The 17867-nt window shown below is 36.9% G+C and carries 17 protein-coding genes and 3 tRNA genes; 15 read left to right on the top strand and 5 right to left on the bottom strand.

Translation table 11 applies throughout. The features are described 5' to 3' along the window. Nucleotides 1–175 precede the first annotated feature (175 nt). The 5 genes from polA to A3GQ_RS0113605 all read left to right on the top strand — a co-directional run bounded on the left by polA (nucleotide 176) and on the right by A3GQ_RS0113605 (nucleotide 6123). The gene (gene polA, locus A3GQ_RS0113625; protein WP_028777518.1) at nucleotides 176–2836 is read left to right on the top strand and encodes a DNA polymerase I; all 2661 of its coding nucleotides are present in this window, start codon (nucleotides 176–178) and stop codon (nucleotides 2834–2836) included. A 33-nt stretch (nucleotides 2837–2869) separates the two neighbouring features. Then, nucleotides 2870–3697 (top strand): DNA-formamidopyrimidine glycosylase, encoded by an 828-nt coding sequence (gene mutM / locus A3GQ_RS0113620; RefSeq protein ID WP_028777517.1) that lies wholly within the window; start codon nucleotides 2870–2872, stop codon nucleotides 3695–3697. Nucleotides 3698–3733: 36 nt separating this feature from the next. Next, a complete protein-coding gene (gene coaE, locus A3GQ_RS0113615) occupies nucleotides 3734–4324 on the top strand; it encodes a dephospho-CoA kinase (protein ID WP_028777516.1) in 591 nt (196 codons plus the stop codon). Beyond that, nucleotides 4306–4917, top strand: a complete 612-nt coding sequence (locus A3GQ_RS0113610) for a lytic transglycosylase domain-containing protein (RefSeq protein ID WP_051271801.1) — start codon at nucleotides 4306–4308, stop codon at nucleotides 4915–4917. The genes coaE and A3GQ_RS0113610 overlap by 19 nt, the downstream gene beginning before the upstream one ends. 171 nt (nucleotides 4918–5088) lie before the next feature. After that, the gene (locus tag A3GQ_RS0113605) at nucleotides 5089–6123 is read left to right on the top strand and encodes a glyceraldehyde-3-phosphate dehydrogenase (protein ID WP_028777514.1); all 1035 of its coding nucleotides are present in this window, start codon (nucleotides 5089–5091) and stop codon (nucleotides 6121–6123) included. Between the two features lie 30 nt (nucleotides 6124–6153). Here the strand turns inward: A3GQ_RS0113605 and A3GQ_RS0113600 are convergent, their stop codons facing one another. After that, nucleotides 6154–6930, bottom strand: coding sequence for an SDR family NAD(P)-dependent oxidoreductase (locus tag A3GQ_RS0113600; RefSeq protein WP_028777513.1), 777 nt, complete (start codon nucleotides 6928–6930; stop codon nucleotides 6154–6156). 244 nt (nucleotides 6931–7174) lie between these two features. On the opposite strand from A3GQ_RS0113600, the gene nrdR reads away from it, so the two are divergent. The 7 genes from nrdR (at nucleotide 7175) to A3GQ_RS0113565 (ending at nucleotide 11014) form a co-directional block, all read left to right on the top strand. Next, entirely contained in the window at nucleotides 7175–7681 is a 507-nt protein-coding gene (nrdR, locus tag A3GQ_RS24445; protein ID WP_051271798.1) for a transcriptional regulator NrdR, read from the top strand. Between the two features lie 86 nt (nucleotides 7682–7767). Then, on the top strand, nucleotides 7768–9069 hold the full coding sequence (locus A3GQ_RS0113590) for a DnaD domain protein (protein ID WP_028777512.1): 1302 nt from the start codon (nucleotides 7768–7770) through the stop codon (nucleotides 9067–9069). A gap of 83 nt (nucleotides 9070–9152) precedes the next feature. Beyond that, nucleotides 9153–9228, top strand: a tRNA-Phe gene (locus tag A3GQ_RS0113585). Nucleotides 9229–9231: 3 nt separating this feature from the next. Next, a tRNA-Gly gene (locus A3GQ_RS0113580) sits at nucleotides 9232–9306 on the top strand. Between the two features lie 16 nt (nucleotides 9307–9322). Next, nucleotides 9323–9410, top strand: a tRNA-Leu gene (locus A3GQ_RS0113575). Nucleotides 9411–9885: 475 nt separating this feature from the next. Beyond that, nucleotides 9886–10641 carry a DUF2087 domain-containing protein gene (locus A3GQ_RS0113570; protein ID WP_028777511.1) on the top strand — a complete coding sequence of 252 codons (756 nt, stop codon included), beginning with the start codon at nucleotides 9886–9888 and terminating at the stop codon, nucleotides 10639–10641. A 22-nt stretch (nucleotides 10642–10663) separates the two neighbouring features. Further along, on the top strand, nucleotides 10664–11014 hold the full coding sequence (locus A3GQ_RS0113565; RefSeq protein ID WP_028777510.1) for a GIY-YIG nuclease family protein: 351 nt from the start codon (nucleotides 10664–10666) through the stop codon (nucleotides 11012–11014). A 303-nt stretch (nucleotides 11015–11317) separates the two neighbouring features. On the opposite strand, the gene A3GQ_RS0113560 is transcribed toward A3GQ_RS0113565, so the two are convergent. Next, nucleotides 11318–11785 (bottom strand): PCYCGC motif-containing (lipo)protein, encoded by a 468-nt coding sequence (locus tag A3GQ_RS0113560; protein WP_425423378.1) that lies wholly within the window; start codon nucleotides 11783–11785, stop codon nucleotides 11318–11320. Nucleotides 11786–12118: 333 nt separating this feature from the next. On the opposite strand from A3GQ_RS0113560, the gene A3GQ_RS0113555 reads away from it, so the two are divergent. Together A3GQ_RS0113555 and A3GQ_RS0113550 are read left to right on the top strand one after the other, a co-directional pair. After that, nucleotides 12119–12496 (top strand): ArsR/SmtB family transcription factor, encoded by a 378-nt coding sequence (locus A3GQ_RS0113555; RefSeq protein WP_028777508.1) that lies wholly within the window; start codon nucleotides 12119–12121, stop codon nucleotides 12494–12496. A 35-nt stretch (nucleotides 12497–12531) separates the two neighbouring features. After that, complete coding sequence (locus A3GQ_RS0113550; RefSeq protein WP_028777507.1) at nucleotides 12532–13476, top strand: cation diffusion facilitator family transporter; 945 nt, start codon at nucleotides 12532–12534, stop codon at nucleotides 13474–13476. Nucleotides 13477–13723: 247 nt separating this feature from the next. On the opposite strand, the gene A3GQ_RS0113545 is transcribed toward A3GQ_RS0113550, so the two are convergent. The 3 genes from A3GQ_RS0113545 to A3GQ_RS25750 form a co-directional block, all read right to left on the bottom strand. After that, nucleotides 13724–15037 (bottom strand): TrkH family potassium uptake protein, encoded by a 1314-nt coding sequence (locus A3GQ_RS0113545; RefSeq protein WP_028777506.1) that lies wholly within the window; start codon nucleotides 15035–15037, stop codon nucleotides 13724–13726. A gap of 1 nt (nucleotide 15038) precedes the next feature. Then, on the bottom strand, nucleotides 15039–15698 hold the full coding sequence (locus A3GQ_RS0113540; protein ID WP_028777505.1) for a potassium channel family protein: 660 nt from the start codon (nucleotides 15696–15698) through the stop codon (nucleotides 15039–15041). A gap of 206 nt (nucleotides 15699–15904) precedes the next feature. After that, nucleotides 15905–16690, bottom strand: a complete 786-nt coding sequence (locus A3GQ_RS25750; RefSeq protein WP_028777504.1) for an alpha/beta hydrolase — start codon at nucleotides 16688–16690, stop codon at nucleotides 15905–15907. A gap of 308 nt (nucleotides 16691–16998) precedes the next feature. Between A3GQ_RS25750 and A3GQ_RS0113530 the strand changes: the two genes are divergently transcribed. Next, nucleotides 16999–17829, top strand: a complete 831-nt coding sequence (locus A3GQ_RS0113530) for an undecaprenyl-diphosphate phosphatase (protein ID WP_028777503.1) — start codon at nucleotides 16999–17001, stop codon at nucleotides 17827–17829. The last annotated feature ends 38 nt before the right edge of the window (nucleotides 17830–17867 follow it).

Raw genomic sequence — 17867 nt, 5'->3', positions numbered from 1 at the left:
ATTCCTTTTCTATTTTTGTATCTAGTCTATCATAAAAGCACTTGCGAAGTATTCAGATAACATGAATTAATTATAGTAACATCAAAGTTAGATACTGGAATTTTACTGGAAACGTTTGTACGGATAATGATACAATGATTTGGAGTTTATTCTGAACGGTGAGGTTGTGAATCTAGTGCAAAAATTAATGTTGATAGACGGAAATAGCATTTTATATCGGGCATTTTTTGCTCTTCCATTGCTTTCAAATTCTACAGGTATACATACAAATGCAGCTTATGGTTTTGCGATGATGCTTGTGAAAATGTTAGAAGAAGAAAAACCAACTCATGTCTTGGTAGCATTTGATGCGGGCAAAATGACATTTCGGCACAAAGATTATGAAGCTTATAAAGGGAAACGTGATAAAACACCTGGTGAATTATCAGAACAAGTGCCTCTCGTTCACGATATTTTAGATGCTTTTTCTATTCAAACCTATGAACAAGCCGGCTTTGAAGCAGATGATATTATTGGCACATTAGCTGTTCAGGCAGAAAAAAATAAAGTAAAAACGGTAATTGTTAGCGGGGATAAGGATTTATTCCAACTGATAGGTGATCATGTAACGGTACTTCATACACGAAAAGGTGTAACGGAAATCGATAGATATGATGAAGCAGCTTTGCATAAGCGATATGGATTAGCCCCATCCCAAATTGTTGATCTCAAAGGGCTGATGGGTGATCCTTCTGATAATATTCCAGGAATTGCGGGAGTAGGGGAAAAAACAGCACTGAAATTATTGGCAAAATATCCGACTGTAGAAGAAATTATTGCGCATCCCGAAGATTATTCTGGTAAGAAACTGCAAGAAAAGTTACGTGAATTTGCAGAGGATGCCGTTTTAAGTAAAAAATTAGCAACCATTCATACAGAAGTTCCGCTTCCTTTTGATTTTGAGGCATTAGAGTTACAAACGTTCCAAAAAGAATCTGTTACTTCTCTTTTTGCGCAGTTGGAATTTCGTACGTTGATTGATCGATTAGATAAATCTCCCCTTTTTGCTTCGGATGATGCAGTGGAAACGGAATCCATACTTGTTGAACATGACTTCCATTATGTTGATGACGAGAACGGTGATAAATGGGTGCACATATTAAAACAATCTCCACTTGCTCTTCACTTGGAGACAGATGTGGACAATCCCCATCGTGCTTCTATTACAGGAATTGGTTTATCAAGTCCAGAAGAAAATGTGTTTATTCCTTTTGAGATAGCGAAAAAATGGGACGCTTTTAAGAACTGGTTACAAGATAAAGAGCAGCAAAAAGTGGTATATGACCTAAAGCGTAGTAAAATTTTGCTCGAAAAAGAAAATATGCCAATACACGGGTTTTCATTTGATATTTTACTTGCAGCCTATGTGCTCAATCCTTCTGAAACGAAATTGGAACTGAGTGATTTAGCTTTACAACAGAGTGTTGGCTATTTGCCTTCTGATGATGAAGCATATGGAAAAGGAGCCAAAAAACGCCCTCTTCATGGAGAGGCATTAGCTAGTCATGTGACCAAAAAAGCTGCAAAACTTTTTGCTTTATACCATACATATCAAGAACAACTAGAAGCAAATGATCTGACCAAACTATTGTGTGAATTAGAAATGCCACTCGCATCTGTTCTTGCTAACATGGAAGAAGTAGGTGTAAAAGTAGACAAAGATCAATTAGATAAATTAGGCGTAACGTTTAAAGAAAAGATCGATCGTTTGGAAAAAGTGATCATTGAGCAAGCAGGTACTCCTTTTAATATCAATTCCCCAAAACAGTTATCAGAGATACTATTTGAAAAACTTGGTCTTCCTGTGATCAAAAAAACGAAGACAGGGTATTCCACTGGGGCGGATGTTTTGGAAAAACTGGCTCCTCAACACGAGATTGTCGAAAATATCCTGCATTATCGACAAGTAGGGAAGCTATACTCCACTTATATAGAAGGATTGAAAAAAGAAATCTCTTCGGATGGGAAGATTCATACACGTTTCAACCAAACAATTGCTGCAACAGGGAGATTGAGTAGTACGGAGCCGAATCTCCAAAATATTCCTATTCGGTTAGCGGAAGGTCGCCAAATTAGACAAGTGTTCGTACCATCTAAAGAAGATTGGTCTATTTTGGCAGTTGATTATTCCCAAGTAGAACTGAGGATCTTGGCTCATTTATCAGAAGATCCTATTTTGCAAAGAGCGTTTCAAGAAGATCGTGATATTCACACCCAAACAGCAATGGACGTATTTGGTGTAGATGCACCAGCCGTATCTTCGTCGATGAGAAGCAAAGCAAAAGCGGTCAATTTCGGGATTGTATATGGGATTAGTGCATTTGGTTTATCACAAAATATCAATATCCCACAAAAAGAAGCGAAAGAATTTATTGAACGTTACTTTGAAACCTATCCAAATGTCCGTAATTTTATGGATGAAGTGGTTTCTGATGCGAGAAAAGCTGGATTTGTGACGACTCTTTTAAATAGGAGACGCTATCTTCCAGACATCAACGCATCACAATTTAATGCAAGAAGTTTTGCTGAGCGAACCGCTATGAATACTCCTATCCAAGGTAGTGCAGCAGATATTATCAAAAATGCGATGGTTAACTTGTACCAAGTGATGGAAGAACGTCGACTTGAAAGTAAAATGTTACTTCAAGTACATGACGAACTCATTTTTGAAGTACCTTCTGAAGAATTGGATGAAATGCAAGAATTGGTGCGTGAACAGATGGAAAATGCTGTGAAACTTAGTGTCCCGCTTAAAGTGGATATAAACGTTGGAAAGAGTTGGTATGAGGCGAAATAATCGTATATCTTGATAGAAAAGAGGATGGGAGTTATGCCAGAACTACCTGAGGTAGAGACAGTTAAGCGAACATTGTCCTCGCTTGTAGTAGGAAAAACAATTCAAAAAGTTACTGTCTCTCTGCCTCGAATTATTAGAAGGCCTGACGATATTCAAGAATTTGCGGATAAGTTGGCTGGTACGACCATAACCTCAGTAGAGCGAAGAGGGAAATTTTTAAAGTTGTTTGCGGCACCTTATGTATTGGTCTCCCATTTACGAATGGAGGGGAAGTATCGAGTGACAGAGAGTGCGGAACCTGTTGAAAAACATGTTCATGTTATCTTTCATTTCACAGATGGCACAGACCTTCGCTATAAAGATGTTCGTCAATTTGGGACCATGGATTTATTTATGGACGGGGAAGAATGGAAAGAAGCCCCTCTAGGAAAATTAGGCCCAGAACCTTTAGGAGATACATTTACGTTGAAGTGGTTTAGAACTCAGTTGAGTAAAAAATCGACGAAAATAAAGCCACTACTGCTTAATCAGCATTTTCTCGTTGGGCTGGGTAATATTTACGTTGATGAGTCTCTTCATAAAGCAAAGATTCATCCAGAACGCTTGGCGAATAGTTTGCTTGAATCAGAGGTATCTAGTCTTTATGAAGCGATACGTCAAACGCTCCAAACAGCAATCGATGCTGGGGGATCTTCCGTAAGATCATATGTGAATGGTCAAGGAGAAATGGGTTACTTTCAATTGCAGATAAAAGTGTATGGTCGTAAAAATGAACCATGTTACTCTTGTGGAAATCCAATCAGTAGAATAATTGTTGGTGGCAGAGGGACACATATTTGTAATACTTGTCAACATGAATAGCTATGTTTTGTAATAAATAAAGTATATGGTGATGATATGATTTATGGATTGACAGGTGGCATTGCAACAGGAAAGAGTACTGTAGCTAACATGTTTCGCAAACTTGGTGCTGTAATTATTGATGCGGATCAAATTTCTCGACAAGTGGTAGAACCAAATACAATTGGTGCACAAAAAATAAAATCACATTTTGGGAAAGATCTATTTTCCGCAGAAGGTCAGTTGAAACGAGAAAAATTAGCTCAGCTCATTTTTCATGACTCAGAAGCAAGAATTCAACTCAATGCATTGTTACATCCCATTATTATGGACGAGATGCAACGACAGTCAGATCAAGTGATTCAACAAGATGAACAAGCATTTATGATTTGGGATATCCCTTTACTATATGAAGAAAATTTGACCAATTTTGTCCAAAAGGTTATTGTGATATATGTTCCCGAAGAAGTACAACGTACTCGTTTGCAGTTAAGGAACAATTTAAGTCGAGACGAAGCGGATTCCCGCATTCGATCGCAACTGTCGATAGAAGTAAAAAAAAGTTTAGCTGACTATTTGATTGATAATAGTGGAACAGCTCAACAAACAAAAAGACAGGTAGTGGCATTATGGAATCATCTAACTTAAAAAAGTGGATAGAGCCAGCAATTCAAGCTTTACCAAGAAAAAGGTTCATTCTCACAGGTATTATTTTAATTATTCTCTCCCTTGTTATCGCTTTTCCTTTGTTCAATCGCTGGATTTACCCTTTGGACTATGAAGATAATATATTAAAAAGTGCGAAACAAACAGGAACAGATCCATTTCTCATCATGGCTATCATTCGAGTGGAGACTAAATTTGATCCGGAGAAGCAGTCTCATGTTGGTGCAGAAGGCCTTATGCAATTAATGCCACCAACAGTAGACGATGCAATAAAAAAAGGCAATTTTTCCCCTTCTATGAAACAATATATCAAAGTGCCTGCGGTAAATATACAAGTAGGTAGTTGGTATTTAAGTGAATTAACGAAGAGATTCAAAGGAAATAAAGTTGCAGTGATTGCTTCGTATAATGCAGGGCCAAATAGAGTGCAAAAATGGTTAAATGCCGGAACATGGGATGGAACAAGACAGAATGTACAAAAAATACCTTATGGAGAAACTCGCCATTATGTACAACGGGTAACTTTTTTCTACGAAAAGTACAAATCATTGTATACAGATCTAGTAAAGGAATGAACGGACAATCGAAATGTCCGTTTTTTCTTGTGTGTATTCCTTTGTTCATGTGTATAAATAAAAAATAGGCGACAACTATTAGATATTCTATATTGCAAAATGTGTCATACTGATTATAATGAAATAGAGGATTAGTGTGTTACAAACAGTGTCGGAAGGGGAAGCAACTATATGAAACTACGTATTGCCATAAATGGTTTCGGGCGAATTGGAAGAATGGTATTTCGAAAAGCAATCACAGACCCCACATGTGAGGTGGTAGCAATTAATGCAAGCTACCCAGCAGAAACATTGGCACATCTTATTAAATTTGATACCGTACATGGGTTTTTTGATGAAGAAGTAATTGCAGAGGAAGATACGATTTATGTTAATCGCCAACCAGTAAAACTTGTCTCCAGTCGCAATCCACTCGAACTCCCATGGGCGGAAATGGGTGTGGATGTAGTAGTAGAAGCAACAGGGAAGTTTTGTGATCGTGAAGGTGCTGCATTACATTTGCAAGCAGGTGCCAAAAAAGTTGTGATCACTGCTCCTGGTAAAAATGAAGATGCAACCATTGTGATGGGTGTAAATCACAATATTTATGATCCAGAAAATCACCACATTGTATCCAATGCATCATGTACTACTAATGGTCTCGCTCCAGTAGCAAAAGTTTTAAATGATCGCTTTGGGATCGAACATGGTTTGATGACAACCGTTCATTCTTTTACCAATGACCAAAATAATTTAGATAATCCACATAAAGACTTGCGTCGTGCACGTGCATGCTCTCAATCGATTATTCCTACTAAAACAGGGGCAGCAAAAGCACTTGGACTTGTTATTCCTGAATTGAATGGAAAATTAAGTGGTTTTTCCCTGCGTGTACCGACTCCAAACGTATCTGTCATTGATTTGGTGGTTGATTTGAAACAGAAGGTAACAGTAGAAGAGGTAAATGCAGCATTTCGTGAAGCTGCCGAACAGGAAATGAAAGGCATAATCCAATATTGCGAATTACCGCTCGTGTCTTCAGATTTTATTGGAAATGCCAATTCATCAATAGTAGATGCATTGTCTACGATGGTAATTGGAGAAAAACAAGTAAAAGTACTCGCTTGGTACGATAACGAATGGGGTTATTCTTGCCGAGTTGTGGACTTGGTCAAGTATGTAGGGGAAGCTCTTCATCAAAAAAAATTAGTACATGCTTCCGCCTAAAAAGACCGTTCCGATAAGGAACGGTCTTTTTTATCTTGTGGCGGATAAACCACCATCTAATGAATAAATACTGCCTGTCGTGTAGCGAGCTTCTTCTGAAGCCAAAAACAAAATTACATTAGCAACTTCATCTGTTGTTCCATATCTTTTCATAGGGATAAAACCGCAAAAATCTTCACGGACTTGCTGCTCACTTCCAGGGCTTAGTTTACTTTCCATTCGGTCCATCAAATTGGATTCAATTGGTGCAGAGATTACTGCATTGACACGTATATTGGATAGACTTGTTTCCAATGCAGCGGTTTTGACTAGACCAACCATTGCATGGTGTAGCATGACATGTGATGAGAGCATAGGGAGACCCATGAGGGCAGTAACAGTTCCATAAGTGACAATGGAACCTCCTCCATTCATTTGCATGATGGGAATTACCCTTTTCATCAGAAAAAATAAATCTTTTAGATGAGAATACATTTTATCGAGTTCTATTTCTTCTGCATCTACTATGGGTCCGACAGTACAATCGCTTGGAGAGGCACTGATAAGAATATCGATAGTACCAAAATATTTTACGACATCATCGACATAAACAGCTACTTCTGAATCTGCACCTCCTTCGCTCGAAATCAGCAAGGATCGGTCGGAGATAAAATGATCTTTCGAGGATAATCTCATTTCACTTATATTTTTGTAGTTATCAATGAGTGCTAGTTTAGCTCCTTCTTGCGCAAATTGTTTTGCTACCTGATAACCTACTCCATCTGTCGCACCAGTAATGAGAACTACTTTATCTTGAAACCGTTTCAACTTATTACGCTCCCTGAATCATCGATATCTGTAAGTATACTTGAAAATTCAAATAAAGGCATCAAGGTATACATCAGTCCTATAATATTCAAAATTTATGAACTTTTCCATATAGCCTTTGTAATAGGTTTGTATTTTTAATACCATAGATGGAATAGACTAAATGAAAAACAGGATTGAGCAGACGATATATTAGCGGTATCTTTAGATAAAGGTTATTGTAAAGATGTGGAGGTAACATTTGATGAAATGTCCAATCTGTAATCATAATGGAAGTCGTGTATTGGACTCTCGTCCTGTTCATGAAGGAAAAGCAATTAGAAGACGACGAGAGTGTGAAGCATGCAATGAACGGTTTACTACATTTGAAATGATAGAAGAAAAGCCTCTTATGGTTATCAAAAAAGATGGAAGTCGAGAAGAGTTTAGTAGAGAGAAATTACTACGTGGTTTGATTCGTGCATGTGAAAAAAGACCAGTACCTACTAGTAGTTTAGAAGGTCTTGTTTTGGATATGGAGCGGAAACTCCGTGAGATAGGAATTTTAGAAGTTCCAACTACCGAAATTGGAGAAATGGTATTGGAGCGACTAGTGAAAATTGACGAAGTAGCTTATGTGCGATTTGCTTCTGTATATCGACAATTCCAAGATATTCACCTTTTTGTAAGAGAGTTGGAAGATTTGCGAAAAAGGTCACATGAAGGAGATTTAGAACCTTTTTTGGATGAAAATGAGATAGATCGCGACTAAATTTTGATTGTAATTCTAGATTGATTTGATATAAAATGAACAAACCTGTTACTGATTTGAGACTTAAAAAAAGGAGGTCACATTCTATGTTTTGGGAAGAAATCCAATTCCGCAGTCGACAAGAAAAAGCGTTGGATGATACAGATCTTTTTTCTTTAACACATCTTTATCAACCTATTGTCGGTGTAATGGGAGTTGGTTTATACGTGACACTCCATTCACAGGCATTGGAAAATGGAATATCTTCGCTGTTTACACATACATATCTCTTTAAATTACTAGCAATCTCTCATAATCAACTTTTAGAAGCGAGATATCAGCTAGAAGGAGTTGGACTTCTGAGAACATTTGAAAAGAGTGATCAATCAGAAGGCAATTACTTGGAGTATCAAGTAGTATCTCCATTAGCACCCCTTACCTTTTTTCAAACCATGCCATTAGCAGTTCAGTTGCAACATCGTTTAGGTAAGGAAGAATACCAATTAGTGAAGAACCATGTATGTACAGAAGAAAAAGATATTGCTAGTGTGAATTTGACCAAGACCTTTCAAGAAGTTTATGGAAAGAAAGAAGTTGCACTTCCTAAACAAACGATACAAGCAACAAAAAAACGCAAATCTACAATAGACTTTCCATTTATACGTTCTAGATTATCCTCTATTATTAAACCGGCTAATTGGAGCGCACAGTTAGAATCAGAACTCAAACAGGCATGCTATCTTTTTAAATTAGATGAGTCTACATTGATTAAAGCAATTCAAAACCCAGAAGTTTCTTATGGTGGCTATGTAAATCTGGAGAAACTATTTCACCATTTAAACATGACACTTTATCCTATAGCTAAGGAACCTTTAGAGAAAGCAAGGCATCAAAAAACAGATGTTACGGAGAAAGTGGTTTCACCTAAAGAAAAACATTTTCAGTTGTTAGAAACAATTTCTCCGTTTGAACTTCTGGCTCACTACCAAGGTGGAGCTGCAGTACCAAAAAGCGAGATGAATCTGATTCAATCATTGCTGACACATTATCAGTTGTCCTCCCCTGTAGTAAATGTCCTATTGGATTATGTGATGCTTAAATGTGATAGAAAATTACCAAAAGCGTATGTAGAGAAGATTGCTTCTCACTGGAAACGTTTGAATATTCAAACATCTGGGCAAGCTCGGGAGCAAGCATTGAAAGAACATACAAAACAGCCAAATTCCAATACAAACACCACAAGAGCTAGGAGAAAGCCTAGTGTAAAAAAATTGCCTAAAACAATTGCTAGGGAAGTAATAGAACCAACCTTTACGGATGAAGAGCTTCAAGGAACATATGAAGATATTCAAGCAACCATGAGATTTTTGCGTTCAACCGAAAAACAAGTGTTGCATAATAAAGAGTAGCATGCTATAATAACTTTTGTCAGTTTGAAATGCTCAAACAAAAGGAATTACAAATGCAAACAATGGGGATGAAAGTCCTTCATGGCTCGATAGCTCAGTCGGTAGAGCAGAGGACTGAAAATCCTCGTGTCGGCGGTTCGATTCCGTCTCGAGCCACCAGTTGCGGAAGTGGCTCAGTGGTAGAGCATCGCCTTGCCAAGGCGAGGGTCGCGGGTTCGAATCCCGTCTTCCGCTCCAACATTTTTCTGCCTTTGCCGGGGTGGCGGAATGGCAGACGCACAGGACTTAAAATCCTGCGGAGGGTTCCCTCCGTGCCGGTTCAAGTCCGGCCCTCGGTACCATACATAGCGCGTATTTAAAAAAGAAGCCGTTCAAAATAGAACGGCTTCTTTTTGCGTGTTGAGCATGAAATGAGAATAAAGATCCTTGTGTATAGTCATTGTGAAATGATCGAGCAAAAGACGGCAAAAATAGTTGCAATAAACAAACGTATATGATCTTTTCATATGACTAATGTTTCGAACAGAGAACATATTTAATTAAGTATTGGTATGGAATGATTTCGAAAAAAATGTTCATAATAGTACAAAAAAGCAAGTCTCATAAGTAGTGAGTACTGCTTCTTTCAGTAGAAAAACAACGGCAATATATCCGGATATAAACAAAAATAAATTTAATTTGCGAAAAACCAAACAAAAATAAAATTTGTTTGGTTTTTTATTGACGACGAATAAAATCTATACTAAGATGTTTATTGTTGAACGAACGAACGGCATTGTATTTGGCTTTCTTAAAACGATTGGAAGTGTGGAGACGATGGAAATATCAAATATATTTTGGAATGCTTCTTTGGAAGAGCTGAAACGAGGTTATATTCAAGAAAGGGATTCTTATACATGTGTATTATGTGGAAGAAAAATAGAAAAAGGGATTGTTTATCCTTATGAAAATAGATTTTACGAAGCGGAAAGGTTTATGCGAGTACATATAGAGAGTACTCACCGATCTGTTTTTGATTTTTTAATCGGAATGGACAAGAAACTTACAGGTCTTACGGAGCATCAGAAGAGTCTCATGCGTCTTTTTTATCAAGGGAGAAATGACAAAGAAATCCAGAGCGAGCTGGATATTGGGAGCACCTCCACTATTCGCCATCATCGTTTTGTATTAAAAGAAAAGGAACGACAAGCAAAGTCGTTTTTAGCCATGATGGAATTGCTAAAAGAAAAAGATGAATATGCACCAGCGTTTTTACCTGTACATCAAACAGCCACAATGGTTGATGATCGATACAACATTACTCTGGAAGAACAAGAGAAAATCATAAATCAATACTTTCCAACAGGAACGCATACAGCTTTAACTAAATTTCCACAAAAGGAAAAACAAAAGGTAGTTGTTCTGCGAGAAATTGCCAAACAGTTAAATTCAGAACAGATTTATAGTGAAGCCCAATTAAATGGAACATTAAAAGGTATTTTTGAGGACTATGTTCTGATAAGAAGATATTTAATCGAATATGGCTTTTTAGATCGGAAACCGGATGGTAGTGAATACTGGGTAAAAAAATAATGACAATGGTAGGTGGGGAATCGTGGATCGTAAAAAAGAGTTGAAACAACAATTTAAAGAAACTACCGTTTATGGTGGTGTTTATGCAATAAAAAATACAAAAAACCAAAAGATGTTGATCGGAAAAACCAAAAATTTAAAAACGCTAAATGGGATAAAGTTCATGCTTGAAAATGGTGACTATACGATTAACAAGGAACTTCAAGAAGAATGGAATCAATTCGGAGGAGACGCTTTTATTTTTGAAGTACTAGAAAAGCTGAAAAAGAAAGAGGACCCTTATTTTAAAGAGAAAGAAGCTTTAATCGAATTGGAAGAAAAGTGGTTAGAAAAGCATCAACCATATGGAGAAAGAGGTTATAACCTAAAATAGTCTTTTAATAAGGGGATACCTTGGTGATCCAAAATAGTATGAGGTAACCGTTCAAGATCGGATAATTTAATGTATTAAGTCTGCTGATTGTATTTGGAAAATGCAATAAAAGTAGTCGATCCCTTCATTATGGATATCGACTACTTTTATTTTTTTGATAAACAATTGGGATTTAGTTGAAAAACAATTTGCGAAACTTACTTTAAACCACTCCGTTATAGTGTTAAATCGTTTGTTCTCCATAATTTTCTGCTGTTGAGGAGTGAAGAAGTCCGAGCTTTTTTTCTTATGATTACATTCGTCTTATAAAGGCATAGGAGTTGGTGTCGGTTTTGCATATCCTTCATTGTATTTATCATCAATATATTTTCTTATTTCTTTTGTTGTTTTTCCTTGTTTTTGTAAATATACAGATTCAGCAGCGATTTCCAGACATGTGCCACATGTAGTACCATGCGAATCCCATGTCACTTGGCCATTTTTTTTGATTTCTTTCACAAAACAGTCTAAGTTATTTTGATGACCGACACTTTCACCACAGCCACAATAACAAGGAATAGATTGGAGAAGCTGATGATTTTGAGCTGTCAATTGATATACTTGCCCGATTTGTGGATCCAATTCTTTCACAAAAGAAGGGAGGATGGTTGCTCCATTCGTTGTTTCTTGTACATCCCCATGACTGGATTCGTGATGTGGTTTTTTTTCTTTTTCTGGAGCTTGACAGCCCATTAGCATGATTATAAACAAACCTGTAACAATCGCAACCATATGCAATGACTTCCACTGTCTTTTCATTTTTATTCCACCTTTTCATTTGTTTTCATCGACTAAATAGTAAAGTAAAACTTTAAATGCAGATAGATTAGGCTGAAGCAAAAGGAAGGCAATCTTTTCCGTTCACATTTATATTCGTGTTTTTTATTACACATACAGAAGATGCCCACAACATTTTTATCATACTTGAATAATAGGAATAAAAGGTGGAGAAAGATATTTCATTCCTATTATTTATTGTATTGACATTCATTTATTATCATCGTAGTATATCATTAAACATATGAACATGTATTCATATATAATACAAACCAAAGGAATGATTTTATGTCTACGGAAGAAATCTCATCTTCCTTGAAAGATTGCTGTGACGTTACGATTATTCATGACGATATTGTTTCAGATATACAAAAAAAGCAACTGTCCTTAGAAAAAGGAAATGACCTAGCTCTTTTATTTCAAGCGTTAAGTGATCCAACAAGAGTAAGGATTATTTATACCTTGATACAAGCAGAAGTATGTGTTTGTGACTTGGCTGCTATTTTAGAAATGTCGCAATCTTCTATTTCCCATCAATTAAGAAACCTTCGTGCGCTGCGGTTAGTAAAGCATCGAAAAGTGGGGAGAATGGTGTATTACAGTATTGATGATGAACATGTAGAAAGTTTAATGAGGATTGGACTTCAACATATTTCGCATATGTAATACAAATGGAAAAAATAATTTTGAGGTGAAGAAATATGCATGGGCACCATCATTCCCATAACCATGATCATAACCACAGTCATTCCCATGATCATGGCAGAAATAGCAACAAAAAAGGATTAACGATTGCACTAGTGATAACAGCTGGTATCATGTTTTTGGAGTTTTTTGGAGGATTATTCACTAATAGTTTGGCACTCTTATCTGATTCTGGGCATATGCTCAGTGATGTAAGTGCCTTAGCTTTAAGTTTACTTGCGATGTGGTTTGCGATACGTCCACCGTCTCCACGGAAAACGTATGGGTATTATCGATTTGAGATTTTAGCGGCCTTATTTAATGGGGTTGCACTATTTGTGATTGCCGGTGTAATTAGTTGGGAAGCCTATTTGCGAATCTTAGATCCACCCAAAGTAGCAAGTGGCTCCATGATGTTGATCTCTTTCATTGGCCTAGCTGCGAATCTTTTGAGCGCTTGGGTATTGATGCGTAATAGTGATGTAAAAGAGAATATAAATGTCAGAAGTGCTTACCTTCATGTTCTTGGTGATGCGTTAGGTTCTGTTGGTGCCATCCTAGCAGGTATACTTATGCAAGTATTTGCATGGTATGTAGCAGATCCAATTATTAGTATCATCGTGGCTGTATTAATTTTAAAGAGCGCTTGGGGAGTTGTCGCACATTCTTTTCATATTCTCATGGAAGGTACCCCTATTACCATTGACAAGGAAAAAGTAGAGGAGATTTTACTATCCATTCCAGAAGTAGAAAATGTCCATGATCTACATATTTGGACGATTACCTCGGGGTTTGATACGTTGTCCTGTCACTTATTGATAAAAGAAGGATCAGAGAGCCAACCTATTTTGCAAGAAGCGATAAAGAAAATAAAAGAGCAATTTCATATCCAACATACGACCATTCAAATAGAAACGATTGATTTTCAACATGATGGGTGTCAAGCAATGAGAACAGTTTAAATGTTATCTATTATAAACGACCGATTGAGTTTTCAGTCGGTCGTTTGTTGTTTAAAGTTATTATCTGGATTTTATCGTTGTGATTGCCCCTAAAAACATCAACAAAACAATTACAGGATGGATTACTGCGATCATACGCAAAGATGTAATCCCTGCGGTTACATATTGAAGAACAATCATACCTAGTAAAACAAGGGGTTATTGTCATACGTATTACATTTTTTGATTTGTAGGTATGTTAATAAGTTTAACCGATCAAAATATCTTCTTTTGGGTAATTGATGCTTCTTTCTTCGTTTTGTGAAATAGAAAATAGTAAAGTAAGTGGACCTACTTTTCCAATAAACATCATAATCCCAATGATGAATGTTCCCCATGAAGACAGATGGTATGTGAGGTTAGCAGATAATCCCACTGTCCCAAATGCAGACATTACTTCAAATAAACAAATCAGAAAAGGTTCTTCTTCTACCATGGTAAGAAAAAATACACCAAGTGCAACAAAGGACAGCGAAATAGAAGCAATTGCTAAACATTTGGTGACAAAGGATGGATCAATGGATCGATGAAACAGATGAACTTGTTTTTTTCCTCTTAAAAAGGCAATAACAGCAAACAAGATCACAGTAAAGGTTGTTACTTTAATTCCGCCGCCGGTCGAAGTACTACCTGCCCCTACAAACATGAGGAGACACATAAAAAATAAGGTGGATTCTTGAAGTGCTCCAATATCAATGGTATTAAACCCCGCAGATCGCAGTGATACAGATTGAAAATAGGATGTCCACATTTTATCTTTCAAAGCAAGAGCATCAAGTGATTTTGCACTTTGAAACTCCAAAAGAAAAATCACAACCATTCCAAAAACAATCAAAAGGAAAGTCCCAGTGATCATAATTTTGGAGTGTAGGGTGAGTTTTTTGAAATTCTTTTTCTCTCTCAAATCAAAAAGTACCGTAAAACCTAACCCGCCAATGATGACCAAAATGGTAGTGATGATATTGAGAACAGGATCATTAAAGTGTCGCATCATACTGTCCGGCCATAAGGAGAGTCCTGCATTGTTAAAAGAAGACACACTATGGAAAATACTAAGGTATAGTGCATCACCTGATGGTAACTGAGGTTGCCAGTGAATAAAGAGAATGATAGCTCCAATACATTCGATCGTAAGAACATACAGAAGCAAATTTTTTATCAATGCGGTGATATTCCCAAATGTAACTTGATTTAATGAGAAGTTAAGAACCAATCGGTCTTTCAACGATAATCTTTTACCAAGAAAGATAAAAAATAATGCGGCAAAAGCCATGATTCCTACACCGCCTATTTGGGCGAGCAGCAATAAGATAATTTGACCGAAAGTAGTAAAGGTTGTGCCCACATCTACTGTAACTAATCCTGTGCATGTAAGTGCAGAAATCGCCATAAACCAAGCATCAAGCCAACCAAGCGGTTTTTCAGTAGAAATAGGAATTTTTAGTAGTATCGTTCCTAGAATAACCATACTCAAAGCAAACAATAAAAATATTTGTGGAGGACTCAGGCGTCGGTAATTCACGTTATACTCCTTCTTCTTCAAAACGTTTAATAGAAGTTTTGCGACCGATGACGACGAGAATATCGCCTTCTTGAATGAGTTCATTTGGAATAAGGGAAATTTTTACGACACCATCCCGCTTAATAGCAATAATATTGCATCCATATTTGTTACGCGTATCTAAATCAGCGAGTGTTTTGTTATAGATTTTTGGTGAAGCTACGATTTCTACGATGCTATGTTCACTGGATAGTTCAATATAATCAATGATACTTTTCGAACTAATATAATTGGCTATTCGTTTTGCCATATCCCTTTCGGGGTGAATGACTTGATCTGCTCCTATTTTATTTAGCACTTTTTGATGATTGTCACTGGATGCTTTCACCCAAACTTTTTTTACACCCATCTCTTTCAGAAGCAATGTCAATAAAATACTTCCCTCGATATTTTCGCCAAAAGAGACAAAAACATGATCAAAACTTGTAATATCGAGCATGTTTAAAATGGTTTCATCCAAGTCAGGTACTTGAACAGCATGAACCGCATATTTGACAAATTCATCTACTTTTTTTTGATCTGTATCGACAGCAAGAACTTCAATCCCATTTTCATGAAATTCTTTTACTAAACTTCCACCAAAGCGACCTAATCCAAAGACAGCAAATTGTGTGTTTTTCAAGATGTGAAGACTCCTTTTTCATGACAATATGATATTACTTCTGTTTTAACATAGTAGATGCAGGCGCACCATGAAGAAACAGGGTTAATTTACAATATTTTAATTTAGTTTATGTAAAAGTTTACCCAGTTAGAGCATGTAATATAGGTGTGATTGGATATCATTTAAAGACAAGATCCCACTACATCATAGTAGTGGGCCTTTTTTTATTTCATATTATCTTTCATCCATAATTGAATGAGATCCGCAGTTTCTTCCCAGTTCGGCTCCAATAATAAATTATGGGATCGATCAGGTAGAAAGACATAAGTAGCATTTATTTTTTCTGCTAATAATTGTACTCGATCATGTGGAGTCAATATATCTTCTCCAGCTCCAATTACAAAACTCGGAACAAGTACCTTGGAGATATCTACATCCGCACTTGCATAAGAAGCTTCATGTACTGCTTGTGCGGACTCAGGAACGAGTTTTTGATAGTACTCGTGTGCTTCTTCCGATGTGTTCCCTTTAAAGAACATATAGTATGCTTGATCAAAAGGTGGAACAGGAAAGGCTTGATCGAGATCGATTGGAGCCACTTGAATTTGTGGCGCTCCTATGACACTTGGCAGGACAGGAGCAAGAAGTATTAACGCAGCAACACTTTGTATTGTACTATAGTGAAGGGAAGCTAATCCGCCCATGCTATGACCGAATAAAATCGCTTTCCTATCTAATGTTCTTGTCACAATATCCAGCTCAGTAACGACGTCTAAAATGCTGCGTTTACAAAATTCTTCGTTAGAAAGGGTTTTTGATCCAGGGTGATTGTACCAATTCAGTGCTAATGTTTCGTGACCTAGAGAAGCGAAATATGTTTGGAATTTTTCCCAGCACCAACTACCATGACTTCCGCCATGAACAAAAATGATGGGAGGTTTGGCGGATGGCTCATCTGGGAGTACATAATCAACAGAAATGCCATCGATCATTCTATTTTCTTTTCTCATGATGTCACCTTCTTTGTGGAGTGTTACCTTGTTTAAATAGTAACACAATACAAGAAAAGTCCTATGTTTTATCCTATTTCTTTTTTTGATAATAGCCAGAAAAAGAAGAATAGAAGATGGACATATTCAGCTGATTTTTAGAATTAAGTTACATAAGAGAAGGTCTTAGATAGGGAAAAATCGGTTCATATGAATAACAAAGCCAATAAGCTTAAATTTTCTTCAGTTTTTCTTCAGTTGCGATTTTGTTTTCTTCTGCATAATGATCATGTACATGGAAAGATAAGAGTAAAGAGGTGTTCAAAACAATGAACTTATGGGAGATATTTGTAGGAATTATACTTGGAATGGTAGAAGGACTCACGGAATTTGCTCCTGTATCATCTACAGGACATATGATTATCGTAGATGATTTGATGCTGAAATCCAAAGAGTTATTCTCACAAGAAGTAGCCAATACGTTTAAAGTCGTTATTCAGTTAGGTTCTATTTTAGCTGTTATTATTGTGTTTAAAGATCGATTTATCAATCTTTTGGGTTTGACCAAGAGTGCACGTGAATCCGTAGATAGTAGCAATCGCCTTGAATTAAAACAAGTAATCATCGGTTTGTTGCCAGCGGGTGTGCTGGGGTTTTTGTTTGAAGACTACATTGATGAACATCTATTTTCTATTAATACGGTAGTTATTGGTTTGGTAGTTGGAGCAGTGTTAATGTTATTAGCTGATTTCTTTCGACCAGCCAGACCAAAGGCTGAAACAGTAGACCAGGTTACATATAAACAAGCATTATCTATTGGTTTATTTCAATGTTTATCCTTATGGCCAGGGTTTTCTCGTTCCGGTTCTACGATTTCAGGCGGTGTACTCTTAGGACTTAGCCACCGTGCAGCTTCTGACTTTACTTTTATTATGGCAGTTCCCATTATGCTTGGTGCAAGCAGCCTCTCGCTTATAAAAAATTGGCAGTATTTTACCTTAGCAGATCTGCCATTCTTTATAGCCGGATTTATTACTGCTTTTGTGGTCTCTTTGATCTCTATTCGCTTCTTTTTGAAATTGATCAATCGGATTAAATTGGTTCCGTTTGCGATCTACCGTATTGTATTAGCAGCCTTGATCTATTTCCTTTTCCTCTAAATGAAAAATCCCTTACGATATTGCATCGTAAGGGTTTT

This window comes from Shimazuella kribbensis DSM 45090 (assembly GCF_000428065.1).
Classification (GTDB): Bacteria; Bacillota; Bacilli; order Thermoactinomycetales; family Thermoactinomycetaceae; genus Shimazuella; species Shimazuella kribbensis.
The sequence above is the reverse complement of the archived record's forward strand: the minus strand, read 5'-3'. Positions and strand labels throughout refer to the sequence as shown.